The 13,431-nt window shown below is 67.9% G+C and carries 13 protein-coding genes and 1 tRNA gene; 4 read left to right on the top strand and 10 right to left on the bottom strand.

What is annotated here, in order from left to right:
• The first annotated feature begins 243 nt into the window (after window positions 1-243).
• Window positions 244-1,200 (top strand): Yip1 family protein, encoded by a 957-nt coding sequence (locus tag ACFVYE_RS13210; RefSeq protein WP_383978887.1) that lies wholly within the window; start codon window positions 244-246, stop codon window positions 1,198-1,200.
• A gap of 339 nt (window positions 1,201-1,539) precedes the next feature.
• Here the strand turns inward: ACFVYE_RS13210 and ACFVYE_RS13205 are convergent, their stop codons facing one another.
• On the bottom strand, window positions 1,540-2,040 hold the full coding sequence (locus ACFVYE_RS13205) for a phosphoribosyltransferase (RefSeq protein WP_389605493.1): 501 nt from the start codon (window positions 2,038-2,040) through the stop codon (window positions 1,540-1,542).
• Between the two features lie 7 nt (window positions 2,041-2,047).
• Entirely contained in the window at window positions 2,048-2,623 is a 576-nt protein-coding gene (gene dcd / locus ACFVYE_RS13200) for a dCTP deaminase (protein WP_072487843.1), read from the bottom strand.
• A gap of 468 nt (window positions 2,624-3,091) precedes the next feature.
• Here dcd and ACFVYE_RS13195 point away from each other — a divergent pair.
• Window positions 3,092-3,165, top strand: a tRNA-Gly gene (locus tag ACFVYE_RS13195).
• Between the two features lie 255 nt (window positions 3,166-3,420).
• Here ACFVYE_RS13195 and ACFVYE_RS13190 read toward each other — a convergent pair.
• The 5 genes from ACFVYE_RS13190 to ACFVYE_RS13170 form a co-directional block, all read right to left on the bottom strand.
• Window positions 3,421-3,858 carry an NUDIX domain-containing protein gene (locus ACFVYE_RS13190; protein ID WP_383978894.1) on the bottom strand — a complete coding sequence of 146 codons (438 nt, stop codon included), beginning with the start codon at window positions 3,856-3,858 and terminating at the stop codon, window positions 3,421-3,423.
• Window positions 3,859-3,888: 30 nt separating this feature from the next.
• Window positions 3,889-4,680 (bottom strand): SDR family NAD(P)-dependent oxidoreductase, encoded by a 792-nt coding sequence (locus ACFVYE_RS13185; RefSeq protein ID WP_389605490.1) that lies wholly within the window; start codon window positions 4,678-4,680, stop codon window positions 3,889-3,891.
• Complete coding sequence (locus tag ACFVYE_RS13180; RefSeq protein WP_389605488.1) at window positions 4,661-5,779, bottom strand: hypothetical protein; 1,119 nt, start codon at window positions 5,777-5,779, stop codon at window positions 4,661-4,663. The genes ACFVYE_RS13185 and ACFVYE_RS13180 overlap by 20 nt, the downstream gene beginning before the upstream one ends.
• Window positions 5,776-7,683, bottom strand: coding sequence for a nucleotidyltransferase domain-containing protein (locus tag ACFVYE_RS13175; protein WP_389605486.1), 1,908 nt, complete (start codon window positions 7,681-7,683; stop codon window positions 5,776-5,778). The genes ACFVYE_RS13180 and ACFVYE_RS13175 overlap by 4 nt, the downstream gene beginning before the upstream one ends.
• A 119-nt stretch (window positions 7,684-7,802) precedes the next feature.
• A complete protein-coding gene (locus ACFVYE_RS13170; RefSeq protein ID WP_389605484.1) occupies window positions 7,803-7,988 on the bottom strand; it encodes a hypothetical protein in 186 nt (61 codons plus the stop codon).
• 274 nt (window positions 7,989-8,262) lie between these two features.
• Between ACFVYE_RS13170 and ACFVYE_RS13165 the strand changes: the two genes are divergently transcribed.
• Both ACFVYE_RS13165 and ACFVYE_RS13160 read left to right on the top strand, forming a co-directional pair.
• Window positions 8,263-9,582, top strand: a complete 1,320-nt coding sequence (locus ACFVYE_RS13165; protein ID WP_389605482.1) for a tetratricopeptide repeat protein — start codon at window positions 8,263-8,265, stop codon at window positions 9,580-9,582.
• A 756-nt stretch (window positions 9,583-10,338) separates the two neighbouring features.
• Complete coding sequence (locus tag ACFVYE_RS13160) at window positions 10,339-11,883, top strand: HNH endonuclease (protein WP_389605480.1); 1,545 nt, start codon at window positions 10,339-10,341, stop codon at window positions 11,881-11,883.
• Window positions 11,884-12,255: 372 nt separating this feature from the next.
• On the opposite strand, the gene ACFVYE_RS13155 is transcribed toward ACFVYE_RS13160, so the two are convergent.
• The 3 genes from ACFVYE_RS13155 to ACFVYE_RS13145 all read right to left on the bottom strand — a co-directional run bounded on the left by ACFVYE_RS13155 (window position 12,256) and on the right by ACFVYE_RS13145 (window position 13,322).
• Window positions 12,256-12,588 carry a hypothetical protein gene (locus ACFVYE_RS13155; RefSeq protein ID WP_383978329.1) on the bottom strand — a complete coding sequence of 111 codons (333 nt, stop codon included), beginning with the start codon at window positions 12,586-12,588 and terminating at the stop codon, window positions 12,256-12,258.
• A 114-nt stretch (window positions 12,589-12,702) separates the two neighbouring features.
• A complete protein-coding gene (locus ACFVYE_RS13150) occupies window positions 12,703-12,831 on the bottom strand; it encodes a hypothetical protein (RefSeq protein WP_383978326.1) in 129 nt (42 codons plus the stop codon).
• A gap of 41 nt (window positions 12,832-12,872) precedes the next feature.
• Window positions 12,873-13,322 (bottom strand): helix-turn-helix domain-containing protein, encoded by a 450-nt coding sequence (locus ACFVYE_RS13145; RefSeq protein WP_189276862.1) that lies wholly within the window; start codon window positions 13,320-13,322, stop codon window positions 12,873-12,875.
• Window positions 13,323-13,431 lie beyond the last annotated feature (109 nt).

Genomic DNA, 13,431 nt, shown 5'->3' with positions numbered 1-13,431 from the left:
TCGGTTGCTTTTTTTTTTTATACCCCCCCCCGCCCGCCGGGGTTACCACCCGGGGGCGGGGGCGCGCCCCCCGGGCCGGCCCGGGCGGGGGGGCCCCCCCCCCCCGCTTCTGTATTTCCGCACGGCTACGCATGGGGTCGCCCCCCAGGGTTCCCCTAGGGGATGTCACAGCTCGGCCGCAATGGCGGGCAGGTTCCCCGGGCCCTCTCACCGCACCCACGCAGACCAGGTACGTTCGACGACGTGGCTGGATTCAGGATCGGACGCGGCCGGGACAACCGCACCCCGCAGCAAGCGCAACAGCAACCGCGGCAGCAGCCGTACGGCACACAGGCACCACCGCCGTACGCCCAGCAGCCATGGCCGCCGACGGGAGGCAACGGCGCCCCGCCCCCGTACAACAACGGCGGACACGGTGGAAACAACGGGCCCGGCGGGCACAACGGCGGCTACGGCAACGGCTACAACAGCGGCGGCCACGGCGAGCCGGAGTATTTCGGCGACCCGTACCAGCAGCCCCACCACCCCCACGGGTCCGCCCAGCACGGCGACCCGTACGCCAACTCCCCCGGCCACACCCAGGCGTTCAGCATCGGTGAGGACCCCTACGGCGACGGCAACACCTACCGCGCCGGCCAGGCCCCCGCCCAGCCCGCGGGCCCGCGGCTGCGGTGGAAGGACCTGCTCACCGGCATCTTGCTGCGCCCGGGACCGACGTTCTGGCAGATGCGCGACTACCCGGTCTGGGGCCCGGCGCTCATCGTCACGTTCCTGTACGGCCTGCTCGCCCTCTTCGGCTTCGACCAGGCCCGGGACGACGCGATCCACGCGACGATCTCCACAGCGGTCCCCTACGTCGTCATCACGGGCATCGGCTTCGTCATCGGCGGCCTGGTCCTGGGCGCGGTCACGCACACGCTCGCCCGCCAGCTCGGCGGCGACGGCTCCTGGCAGCCGACCGTGGGCCTCTCCATGCTGATCATGTCGATCACGGACGCTCCCCGCCTGATATTCGCGCTCTTCCTCGGCGGCGAGAACTCCCTGGTCCAGGTCCTCGGCTGGATCACCTGGCTGGCCTCGGCCGCGCTCTTCACCTCGATGGTGAGCAAGTCGCACGACCTGCCATGGCCGAAGGCGCTGGGCGCATCCGCGATCCAGCTGATCGCGCTGCTGTCGATCATCAAGCTGGGCACGATCTGACGGCATCCGACCATCCGAGGAAGAGCCCCCGACACACCGCGTCGGGGGCTCTTCCTCATGCGGGTACGACTGCTCGCGGATGACCGTGCCGCGTATCCCACACCATGCCGGCTCGGCCGACGCCACACGACAAACCGCAGTGGAGGTAATTGGAGGCCCGCGGAGACCTGGTACACGGTGCGCCGTACGAGGTGTGCGTCTCCGTGGCCGAGAAAGAGGGCGCGGCACCGAACATCTACAACTCAGCGGTACTGGGCTTCCAATACCGCGGTCCGCCCCCGACCACACACCGCCGGCCGCAGACCGCCGGCTCTACAGGCTCTACGCGCCCTACGCGCCCTACGCGTCGAGAACCTGCCCGCTACGCGGCACGACGGGCTTGTCCACACTCCACGGGAAGTTGATCCAGCGATCGGTCTTCTTCCACACGTACTCGCACTTCACGAGCGAATGCGGCTTCTCGTAGATGACCGCGCTGCGCACATCGGCAACATGATCGATACAGAAATCGCGCACCAGCTTCAGCGTCTTCCCGGTATCGGCGACGTCGTCGGCGATCAGGACCTTCTTGTCCGAGAAGTCGATCACGTTCGGAACGGGAGCCAACATGACCGGCATTTCCAAGGTGGTGCCCACCCCGGTATAGAACTCCACATTCACCAGATGAATGTTCTTGCAGTCCAGGGCATAAGCGAGCCCGCCCGCGACGAATACCCCGCCCCGCGCGATGCTCAGCACGACATCGGGCTCGAATCCGTCGTCGGCCACGGTCTGCGCCAGCTCACGCACGGCATGGCCGAACCCCTCGTATGTCAGGTTCTCCCGCACATCACCGTTCATTCCGGCATCACACCTGGGTCCGGTGGAAATTCATGAACGACCGCGACGCGGTCGGCCCGCGCTGGCCCTGATACCGCGATCCGTACCGCTCCGAGCCGTACGGGAACTCCGAAGGAGAACTCAGCCGGAACATGCAGAGCTGCCCGATCTTCATCCCCGGCCACAGCTTGATCGGCAACGTGGCGAGATTCGACAGCTCCAGGGTCACATGCCCGGAGAAACCGGGGTCGATGAATCCGGCGGTCGAATGCGTCACAAGACCGAGTCGCCCCAGCGAACTCTTGCCCTCCAGCCGCGACGCAAGATCGTCGGGCAATGAGATGACCTCGTATGTCGAAGCGAGCACGAACTCACCGGGGTGCAGGATGAACGCCTCGTCCCCGTCCGGCTCGACCATGCGCGTCAGATCGGCCTGCTCGACGGCTGGATCAATATGTGGATAGCGGTGGTTCTCGAACACCCGGAAGTAGCGGTCGAGCCGCACATCGATGCTCGAGGGCTGCACCATCGACGCGTCGAACGGATCAATGCGTACACGTCCGGCGTCGATCTCGGCCCGGATGTCCTTATCTGAGAGAAGCACGCCCCGAGGATACGCAGAACGCGCGGGCCCGCCCCAATCCGGGACCGCCCCGCGCGCCTGTGACCGCTCCTACCGCTCCTCGAACACCACGGGCACGGCATGCCGAAGCCGCGCACAACGAGGACAGCGAATGAGCCGCCCGGGACCGATCCGCCCGGACCCGAGCTGCTGCATCGGGAACGAAGCGGTAGCGAAAACGTGCCCTTCGGCACAGCGGACGACGGTGCGCTCCATGGAGTCCATCAAGTCCCTTCCCCAACAAGCCTTGGACGAGAAAGCCACATTAGGGGATGAACAGGACGCCACTCCAGGCGGCACTCCGACCACCCACGCTACGCCCTCAACTCCCGCCCACGGCACCCGCATCCACCCTCCCCCCACAACGAAAAGGCCCCACGGCTCAAACGCCGGGGACCTGGCATGGGGTAGAGTGTGGAGCCATGCGAAGCCGATCAAACGGCTCGCTTCGCGGGTGTAGTTTAATGGTAGAACATGAGCTTCCCAAGCTCAGAGCGCGAGTTCGATTCTCGTCACCCGCTCCATGATGAAGGCCCTGGTCGGAGACCAGGGCCTTGTTTGTTGTCTGGACCTGTCAGTCTTTGCCATGCCCTCCGCATGCCCCAATTCCTGCGAATGCCCTGACCGGAATCCCCCTGGTGCACCACCTGCACCACGCAGGCGGGTCGCAGTCTCGACCTGGCTGCCAAGGAAGCATGCCTCTCGGTGTGCAGGGGAACGCCACCAGGGCCGACTCATCTCAGCGTCGGCCCCAGTGGTGTGTTGATGTGCTCAAAGGCTCAGAGCGATGCCTCTACTCCGAGGCTTCCGGCACTGATGGCTCCCCGCAGAACGTGAGCGATCTCCTCAGGCTTCAGGTCGATGCCGTCGAGCCCCTTCACGGTCAGCGGGATCTCCTCCAGCGCGTATTCTCCGCGGCCCTCGGCGCTGAACTCGGGACCGGTGCGGTCGTCGAAGGACCAGGTCGCGATGCGGGCGAGGTAGAAGAGCTGACGCTCGTCGTCGGACTCCATCGTGTGGAGGAGGCGGATGATGTCGGCCTTCCCCGCGATCTCCTCGTGGATCTCGCGGTGGAGGGCGGCCTCCCGGGACTCGTCGCTGGCTTCAACGCCGCCGCCGGGCAGTACCCAGTACTCGGGGATGTCGGGCTTGGTGCGGCGAATGACCAGCATCGTGTCGTCAGCGGTGACGAGGACGGCGCGGACTCGTTCGATCATGTCGGTCTGTCTCCTTGCTTGTTGGCGGCCTCAGTGCAGCAGCCAGCCGCCGTCGACGTGGACGGATTGCCCAGTGATGAACGAGGCGGAGGGGCCCACGAGGAACGTCACCAGGGCCGCGACGTCTTCGGGCCGGCCACGGCGAGGGACGCACTGGCGTTTGATCTGGTCCTCCGGGCGCGCACGGTGCTGGGCGGGGATCGCGTTCTCGGCCTCGACCTGGATAGCGCCGGGCATGACCGTGTTGACGCAGATCCCGTACGGGCCCAGTTCGCGGGCGAGGGAGCGGGTCAGGCCCAGCAGCCCGGCCTTCGCGGTGTTGTACGCGACGAGGTTCGTCCGGCCGGCGCGGGCGTTGACGCTGCCGATGTTCACGATCCGGCCCCAGCGGCGTTCGACCATGCCGGGGGTCAGCGCGTGGCAGGTGCGGTAGTGGGCGGTGAGGTTCACGTCGAGGGAGTAGTTCCAGGCGGTCTCGTCGGTGTCCTGCCAGGCGACGCGGGGGTAGGAACCAGCGTTGTTCACCAGGATGTCGACGGGTCCGATCTCGGCGCGGACGAGGTCGGCCATGGTCTGGACCGCACCCGGATCGGTCAGGTCGGCGTTCACCGCGATCCCGGGGCTGCCCACCCGCTCGAAGGCGGCGAGGAGGGCGTGGGCGTCAGGGTCCTGACCGAGGTGGTTGACCGCGACGGTCGCTCCGGCGGCGGCGAGCGCCCGCCCGATCTCGGCACCGATGCCGGTGGCCCCGCCGGTGACGAGGGCATTGCGGCCCTGGAGCGGCCGGGTCTGGAGAGGGGTCTCAAGCAGGGGCAGGGACATTGCTGCTCCGTTCACCGGGGTGGGGGTGGGAGGCCGACGCGGTGGTGAAGAAGGTGTCGATCGTCGTGAGCGGGTCCTGGCTCTCGGCAAGCTTGATCAGTACGAGCAGGAGGTCGTGTCCGGTCAGCCGGGAGGCCGGGATGACCCCGAGGATGCGCAGGGCGAGGAAGGCGTGGATCTCCTCCAGGCCGCTGCTGTTCTCCCCGCGAAGGCCGTCCAGGGCCCGTGTGATGGCCGCACCGCGGCCGGGGCCGGTGTTCCAGGAGTACCGGACGTCGATGTGCCGACTGCTCTGGTGCAGTTCCAGGTGCTCGATGCGCGGGCGGGACAGTGGCGGCAGGGCGAGGCGGAGGGTGCGGGCGTACACGTCGGGCTGGTAGCGGGGGACGAGCCAGCCGCCCAGGGCCATCAGGTACCAGAGCAGGTTGGCGGCCTCGCCCGCGACGGTGTTGCGGCCGGCGAACTCGAAGTCGAGCCAGCACAGCGGGTCGGCGATGTTCGGTTCCGTGGGATCGCCTTGCGTCAGACCGGCGAGCCGGCGGCGGTCGGGAGCCAGGGCGTGGCGGAGGCTGTCGTTGATTTCGGCAACGTTCAACGTCAGCTGCCTGCCGTTGGCGGTGAGCGTGAAGTCGGCCAGCTCCCGGAGGGTGACGACCGTATCGGTGTGGGGCAGGGCGAGCGGCAGGTCACGGCGCAGGTACCAGCGGTCCAGCCGACCACCGGGACGGATGCGGTCGAGGTAGAGGTCCGGGACGCACTCGGCCAGCGGCACGCTCTTCCCGGTCTCCTCGGCCGCCGCCCGCAGGTCGGTGCAGACGCCGTCCACGAGGCAGTCCACGCGGGGCTGCACGGCCGGATCGCGGTCGGCGAGGGCGATCACGTCGCCCATGAGCAGCTCGCACCGGCCAGTGGCGAAGACGTCCTCGTAGACGAGGAGTTGCCTGTCCGGTAACGCGATCTGCCCGTGAAGGGCCGGAACCGCGATGCGGGATACGAGCCGCGCCCATCCCTTCGCCTCGGTTTCGGCCTGCTCGCGGGTCGCCACCGGCTTGTGGAAGGCGCCCGCTGTCGTCGGGGACCGCCGAGCGCTCGCGCTCACCGCGTCTCCCCGGGGAAGGTATCCAGCCAAGCCTGGAGAACGAGGCGCGCGAGCGCCTCAGCGGCGGGGCGCTCGGTGCGGGCGGTGGTGACCACGCTCGTGTCCTGCCGTCCGGCGTCGAGGAGGACGGTGAGGGCGTCGCTGTCGGAGGGGCACTCGATCCCGCTGAAGCGGAGCTGGATCTTCGCGAGCAGCGCGGTGACCTTGTAGAGGCCGCGGAGGTCGGGTGTTCCCTTGAGGAGCTGGCGACGGATCTCGATGGCGGCCTGGATGCCTTCGCGCAGGCTCGCGGCGACGTCGGTGGCCGCGTCCGGAGCGGGCAGGGCCAGGCCAGGGGTGGACCACAGAGGGACCAGCGCCCCGCTGCCGATGAGCGCGAGAACGTGGAGGAGTCGGGAGGTGACAGCGCCGGCCCGGCACTCGGCTCGGGTCAGTACGGTCATGCCCAGTTTGACCCCGCCGAGTTCCGCCTCCAGTTCCGCGAGGATCTGGCGCATCTCGTCGAGGGAGGAGGTGTCGGCCACGACCAGGACGTCGAGGTCGCTCCAACCGTGCTGGTACTTGCCCCGAGCACCGCTGCCGGTGACCGCCAGCAGGTCGATCAGCGGGCGCAGGCCGGTGGTGCGGTCGAGGAACTCGGCCAGGTAGGACTCCAGGTGCACGGGGAGTCCGAGTGCGTTGACCGGCATGGTGCAGGGCTGGTGCTCCGGCCAGCGGCGGTCGAGCGCGATGCGGTCCAACCGGCGCTCCAGCCTCAGGCGCGGCCCGTCGTTGCCGATGACCTCGTGGGCGATGGAGACGATCTTGTCCGCACCTCGTGCGCTCTTGACGAGGTCGCGGTCGGCGACGTCCTGGGCCCCGGCGGTGCCCCGCCGGGTGCGCGTGGCCTCGGAGGCGTCCAGGTAGGCGATGGTGAGCTGAGGTCCGAGCATCCGGGCGAGTTCGGCGGTCGAGTCGAAGTCGTGCAGCGACTCGATGCTGACGGAGTCGAGGAAGTGGTGGGCCTGGCAGAAGCGGTCCAGCGCGTCCACGATCAGCTCGGCCTGCACGACCGATCCCAGCCGGTACGGGTCGTGAATCCCCGCCCGGCCGGCCGCGTCCTCGATGAGGTGCCCGATCTTGAGGCGAGCGTGGCCGTGCTGCGTGCGCAGGTACTCGCCGGCCGTGCTCTTGCCGCTCTCCGACATGCCGCCCAGCGCGGTGACGTGCACTCCTGCCAGGGCCCTGCCGGGCACGTCCGGGTGCAGGGGCGCCAGGAGCCGGCGCACCTCATCCTGAATGGTGACGGTGCACCGGTCGCCAATGCGGATCGACATCGGGAAGCGACCGTCGTCGACGAGCCGGTTGATCTGCTCGTGGAGGTGGCGCTGATACGCCGCGTAGGTATCGGTGACGGTCACCTCATGGGCCAGGCTCCGACGAGTGCCTTCCTCGGGGTCATCGCAGTGCAGGAGGACGAGGGCGCGCTCGCCCTCCTCGGCGGTCCGCAGGTCGGTTTCGTACGGGGCCAGCAGGAGCAGAGCCCGGTCCGCGGCCTGCGCGGCGCCCAGGTCCTCCCGTACGGCCACCGTTGCGGCGACGGACGCCTCCAGCATCGGGATGCCCCGGTCCAGCAGGCGCACCGGCGTGGAGAAGGGGTGCCGGGAGCGTTCCAGATAGGAGGTGGCGAGGACGTCGGCGACCTCCTCAACCGGGCCGGTCTCGAACCACCAGCGGGCCATGCCGCCGACTTTGATGGCGGCCCACCGGGGGTCGTAGTGGTCGAGCGGGCCCGCGGAGGTCGCGGCCCGGCGCATGCGCCGGGCCAGGATTCCGATCTGCTTGGTCTTCCCCGTGTTGTCGGGGCCGCTGAACGCGACCGACACGGGGAGGGGATACGTGTCGCTGTTGTACGGAGTGGACATGGGCTTCCCTTCACTGGTGATGAGGAGCGGGTACGCCGGCGAGGTGCCGTGGACGGCCTGCGGCGAGAATGCGGTGGGGCTCCGGCCCCGGTCGGGGAGGACAGGACGGGCCGGAGTGCCTATCCGGGGCCGTCGGCCAACGGAACGTCCTCGGCGCTGAGCGTCGGCTGCGCCAACGGGATCTGTGCGGAGGAGTGCTCGGTGTGAGCCAGAAGGCCGACCATGGTGAGTCCGGCAGCCGTGCCGAGGGCCCAGACCCAGCTCAGGGCCGTCTCCAGCGGGTCGGATAACGGGGAACGGATCACCGGACCGCCTCTCTTACGGCGAGGTGCTGTGCGTGCCGCACCAGGGCGTCGCGAAGACGGGATCGTGCAGGTCCGTGCGCTGTCAGTGGGCATCGCCACCGTCGGTTCCTCTCACGTGTCCGGGCAGGCGCCAACAGGCCCTGGACGGGGCCTGTTCGAGCCATTCGGAGATCTGCGGGGTGATGTTCAGTGAACGGCGGTCCGCGCTCCCGGGACAGGGCCCAGGATGTAGTCCTGCGTAATCCCGCGTAATCCAGGTGGGGAGGGTGACGGGGTGCCGAGGAACCCGGCCGTCGCGGAACTGATCAAGCGGGCCTGCCAGGAACGCGGCTGGGGCCCTTCGGAGTTGGCACGCGCACTCGGCCTCGCCGAATGCGGTGACCCGCGCCGCTTGCAGCGTCAGCACGCCCGGCGGTGGATCGAGGGCGAACGAACCCCCGGCCACTGGTGGCCCTACATCGCGCAGGTGCTGGCACTGGACCCCGAGGCGATCAACCTCCCGGAGCCCATGCCTGCGGCACTCCACACCGATACCGTTGCATCAGTCCTGCACCTGGGAAGGAGCGACGTGGAACGTCGGGAGTTCATTCTCGCCTCCAGCGGATACGCGCTGTCCGCACTCGGCCTGCCCGACATGGACAGCATCACCCGCCGGACCAAGACCGCCCTTCCCGGAGCCGTCCGCGTCGGCCAGGGCGAGGTGGCCGCCGTACGCCACATGGTCAAGGCCCTCGGCGACTCAGCCTCCGAACTCGGCGGCGGGCACGCCCGCCATCTGGCCGTTCGCTACCTCACCCAGGACGTCGCCCCCTGGCTGGAGGGCCGCTTCACCGAGGCCACCGGCCGTGACCTGTTCGCCGCGACCTCCCAGCTCGTCCACCTCGCCGGCTGGATGGCCCAGGACGAAGGCGACACCCCCGAACTGCGCGGGCTCGCCCAGCGCTACTACGCCCACTCCTTCCGTCTGGCCGCCGAGGCCGGCGATCTGGAGCTCTCGGCGACGGCCCTCCGCGGCCTCGCCGTCCAGTGCGTCGACCTCGGCTACCGGGCCGAGGCCGTCCAGCTCGGCGAAGCCTGCGTGGAATACGGCCGCCACCTCGACAACCCACGTGCCATCGCCTACTACGAGGCCACCCTCGCCAACGCCGCCGCCCAGGACGACGACCGCCGCATGGCCACCAAGCACCTCGCCATGTCCGAGACCGCCATCGGCAAGCCGGCGGCCACGGACGGCGACTCCTGGGCCGCCCACTACTCCCCCGGCCGCTGGGCCCACGAATCCGGCATGATCCTCTCCCGCCTCGGCGACCTCGACGCCGCCGAGGAACACCTTCACCTGGCCCTCGACATTCACGGCCTCGACCGCCGCCGGACTCGCGCCATCGTCCTCGCCGACCTCGGCGGCGTCCGCCTCCGCCAAGGCGACGTCGACGGTGCCATGGCCACTTGGCGCGACTTCCTCGACTGCGCCGACGGAATCCGCTCGGTGAAAGTCCAGGCCGCGCTCCAGGACATGCGGGTCCGCCTTCGACGGTACAGCGGAGTCCAAGAAGCTGCGGAGCTCCGTGAGCGGGCGGCCCGCATCGCCAGCTGAGGGCAACCCCAATCGGCCGGATGATCACATCTGCAGATTGAGATGGGGGCGGGGCTCACCCGCCCCCAGGCACCTCTACTCTTCTGTGGTTGTCTGCTCGTCAGTGGAGCGTCGGCTGCTTTGAATCCGCCGGGTCGCCCAAGCGGCGACGGCAACTACAAGAGCGGCAGAAAGACTTCCCAGGAACTCGGGCAGAACGTCACGGAACAGGCCGTTCACAAAGTCACTCCATCAGTGCGCATATGTCCGCGCTGGCGGGGCGACTTACCGCAGCGGAGAGCGCACGATCCGACGATCTTGAATCGTCGGCCGGTTCACCAACCCATTTCGGCAAGGTTGGTACGCCATCCGCTGCGTGCTCTCCGGCGGTCACGAGCCACCTGTCGAGCGGTCCCGACGAGAGCTTCCCAAAGTCCGCCAGATCATGTGCCCTCGTGGCGGCAGTATCCGTGTCGCTCGGTCCGGATCGTCGCCCCTTCCCAATCCACCCAACTGAGTTGTCAGACCCTGCGCTTACCCTGCGCTGAACCGAGCCGATGCAGCAGTCGGATGGAGAACCATAGGATGGCATCAACCTGCGCATGGTGTGGCGGCAGCATCCCACCAGAACGGGCTCCCCAGGCTAAGTACTGCGGGGTGGAGTGCCGCGAACGGCAAGGCATTGCGAGCAAAAGGGGTACCCGCCGCCCACCACAGAAGCACTTCGTCTGCGTGGTGTGTGCAGGCCCAATCCCCTCCACCCGGCACCGTGCCTGCATGACCTGCTCCGAGGAGTGCGCCACGGAACGGCGCCGCGAAGTAGGCAATGAGACCCGCCGGACCCAGACCCAGCGCAAGCTCGCCGGCCTCGTCAAGGCATGTGCACACTGCCAACAGGTGTTCACCCCGCAGGCCATGCCGTGGCAAAAGTTCTGCTCCAAGCAGTGCGCCCAGCAGGCAGGTGCAAAGCGTGCCGATCTCAAGCGGCAGGAGCGGCTCTCGACCGGCGACTTCAAGCAGTGCACACTCGAAGGCTGCGGCGGCCTGGCCGTGGCGCGTGGGTACTGCCGCAGCCATTACGCGCGCTGGCACAAGCACGGAGACCCACGGCACGAAGCAGTTCCTCGGCAGATGCGCTACTGCGCTGTTGAGAACTGCTCGAAGGCGGCAGCCGCCCTCGGGCTTTGCCCGCGGCACCGACGCCTGCAGAAACTGTACGGAGACGCATTGGGGGCCAAGTGCACCCAGTGCCGCATCAGATACACGGCGTCTGGCCGGCCCGGCTGGTGTACTCACTGCGCTTCGGAAGTGTTTGCGAACAACGGCTACCGCCCGCTGGAAGCCTTCCAGGGCAGCAATCAGCCTGTGAAGGTCGCCTGCCTGAACTGCGACGAGGTGTCAGCAGTACTGCTCAGCAATGCGATCCGGGGCGGTTCATGCATCCACTGTTTTCGACGTCTCCGGGCGGGCCGGGACCGCGCCCTACCCAAGTCCGAAGCGCTCAAAGCCTTGGCAGGTCTCCGTCTGGTCCTGACTGGGCCGTACGCCCGAGCCACGCTCGCAGTGGCTGTCGAATGCCTGGATTGCGGTACCGGCACGACCGTCAAGGTCTCCGACATCACGGGCGGACGGCGCCACATCGGGTGCCGCAGTTGTGCACGGGATGCCGCAGCCAATGAGATCACCTATTGCGCGGCAGGCTGCGGCCGGTCATTCGGACAGCCGTTGAACGGCCCTCGCCGCAAGTGGTGCAGCCAAGCGTGCATGGAGTACTTCGGGCGCCACTCAAAGCCCTATCCGAAACATGTGGGGACACGCCTCTGCCGCGACTGCGAAGCGGACATCACGGCCAAGCAGCTCTCGGCGGTTCGCTGTGATGACTGTCTCCCGGCATGGAAGAACGAAGCGCGTCGCAGACGCTGGGCCGAAGATCCGGACCTCCGTCGTCGCCAGCAAGCAGACGCAGCGAACCGTCGTCGGGCCAGGATCCGAGGCAATGGCCGCGAGCGATACGAGCGACTCGACGTGTTCGAACGGGATCGTTGGCAGTGCCGGCTCTGCTCCTTCCCAGTGGACCAAACCGCACAGTGGCCGGACCCGCTGTCCGCCGCCATCGACCATGTCGTGCCCATCGCCGCCGGCGGACCCGACACCCTAAGCAACGTGCAGCTGGCTCACCAGGGCTGCAACTGGCGCAAGTCAAGCAAGGACTCGATTGGAATCGGCCCAAACGAATTCATCCACCCTGCCGTGGTCACCCGGTTCCTAGGCAAGAAGGAATCGGGCCCAGAAGCCTCTCCTGCGAGATACCTCGACGGCTGATATCGGTCGTCTCCGCTACGCTCCACGAAGCCTGCCTGTATCACTGGGGACAGCCGCCGAGGACTATCTTTCGACTTCGTCACTCCCCGAACCGGCCTGCGGCGACGCGTGCCACAACGTGCCAGTAGGGGCGGTGAACAACGGGCAACAGAGGGCCATCACAGGCAGAGCGGCAGGTGCTCCTCAGGAGAGATTCCCGCAGGTCAGAGACTATGCACAGGCTCAAGTGCCGGGTGATCCCCAAGCTCAGAGCGCGAGTTCGATTCTCGTCACCCGCTCCAGCAGAAAGCCCCAGGGCAGCGGCCCGGGGCTTTGTCGTTGTCCAGACCAATTCAGGCGCCCCGCGCCACCTTCGCACCACCCGTCACCACATCACGTCATTCGGCGCCCGAGGTGCCGCGTCAGGAGGTCGGCGAAGCCAGGTAGGCCGGCCTTCGCGAGTCGAGCGATGGCATCGGTGATCGTGACTGGCGGGTTGCGCTTCTCTCCGGCAAGCCTGACCACTGTCTCCACCACCTCATGCGGCAACTCGCGATACAGCCCGCACAGGTACGAATCCGGGTCGATCACCCGCACTCCACGCTCAGCCAAGTCACCGGCAGGGAAGTCGGCAAGGTTCCATGTGATCAGCGCATCGGCCCCGGCAGCCACCGCTGCCGCCGCATGGTGCCGGTCGTCGGGGTCATCGCCCGGCATTTCATCCACAAGGTGCCCATAGACCGCCGCCGCGATCTCACAGTCGGCGAAGAAACGTCGGACGGCTTGGGCAACCGCAGCAGCCGACTCCGCCGAACGCCTTCCCTCCCGGACGATGACCCGCTACCACTCCGCGAGCAGCCGTTCGGACCACACGATCTCGTGGATGGAGTCCTCAGTGAGGGCCAGCATCACGTCCATCACCGAGAACGGAAACAAGACGTTGGTGTCCACAAAAACCCGCGCTGCCACGCTCCCCCTCTTCTCTTTCACGGCTGCCAGTGACACCCACATCAATAGGGCAGGTCGACGCCTTCCAAGGCGTCGGCGATCTGACGCCGCCCCTCCCTGCGGCGCTCACGCCGCTGCTGGAACGCCAGCACGTCCGCAAGGCGGACCACGCGGTGACTGCTGCCAGGCAGGTTCATCGAGGGGATGTCGCCGGCATCAAGCAAGCGTGCGACGAACGGCCGAGACAGACCCAGAAGTTCAGCGGTCTCAGAGGGCGACAACTGCACCTCGGACGCCAGGACCGTAACCGCATGCCCGCGGGCCAGCTCACCGGCCGACGCCAGAAGAATGCGGACCAGCTCCCCCGGCAGTGCCAGTTCGCCGCCATCCGGGGTGCGCACCACCACCTCGACCGACTCCGGTGCCATCCGAGCAGTCGCGGCGAGCGCGCCCTGGTGCGAGGGATTCGGTTCGACTTTCTCAGCACGGGCAAGAACGCTGGAACGAGCCATGGCCGCCTCCAATCACTGACCCCGGCGAAAAATGCATCTGCAATAACTGTAACCGGATGGTCCGGCGTGGGCAACCGTGAAGAAGACGCCCCCCATGAGCAGCATCGAG

This window comes from Streptomyces sp. NPDC058239, assembly GCF_042882185.1.
Classification (GTDB): domain Bacteria; phylum Actinomycetota; class Actinomycetes; order Streptomycetales; family Streptomycetaceae; genus Streptomyces.
This window is presented reverse-complemented; position numbering and strand designations above follow the sequence as displayed.

Bases quoted from the DNA above. Each gene is read 5' to 3' on its own strand.
- ACFVYE_RS13190 (WP_383978894.1), bottom strand. From the start codon at position 3,858: ATGATCGAACGAGTCCGCGCCGTCCTCGTCACCGCTGACGACACGATG.
- ACFVYE_RS13145 (WP_189276862.1), bottom strand. From the start codon at position 13,322: ATGGCTCGTTCCAGCGTTCTTGCCCGTGCTGAGAAAGTCGAACCGAAT.
- ACFVYE_RS13205 (WP_389605493.1), bottom strand. From the start codon at position 2,040: ATGAACGGTGATGTGCGGGAGAACCTGACATACGAGGGGTTCGGCCAT.
- ACFVYE_RS13160 (WP_389605480.1), top strand. From the start codon at position 10,339: ATGACCTGCTCCGAGGAGTGCGCCACGGAACGGCGCCGCGAAGTAGGC.
- ACFVYE_RS13185 (WP_389605490.1), bottom strand. From the start codon at position 4,680: ATGTCCCTGCCCCTGCTTGAGACCCCTCTCCAGACCCGGCCGCTCCAG.
- ACFVYE_RS13175 (WP_389605486.1), bottom strand. From the start codon at position 7,683: ATGTCCACTCCGTACAACAGCGACACGTATCCCCTCCCCGTGTCGGTC.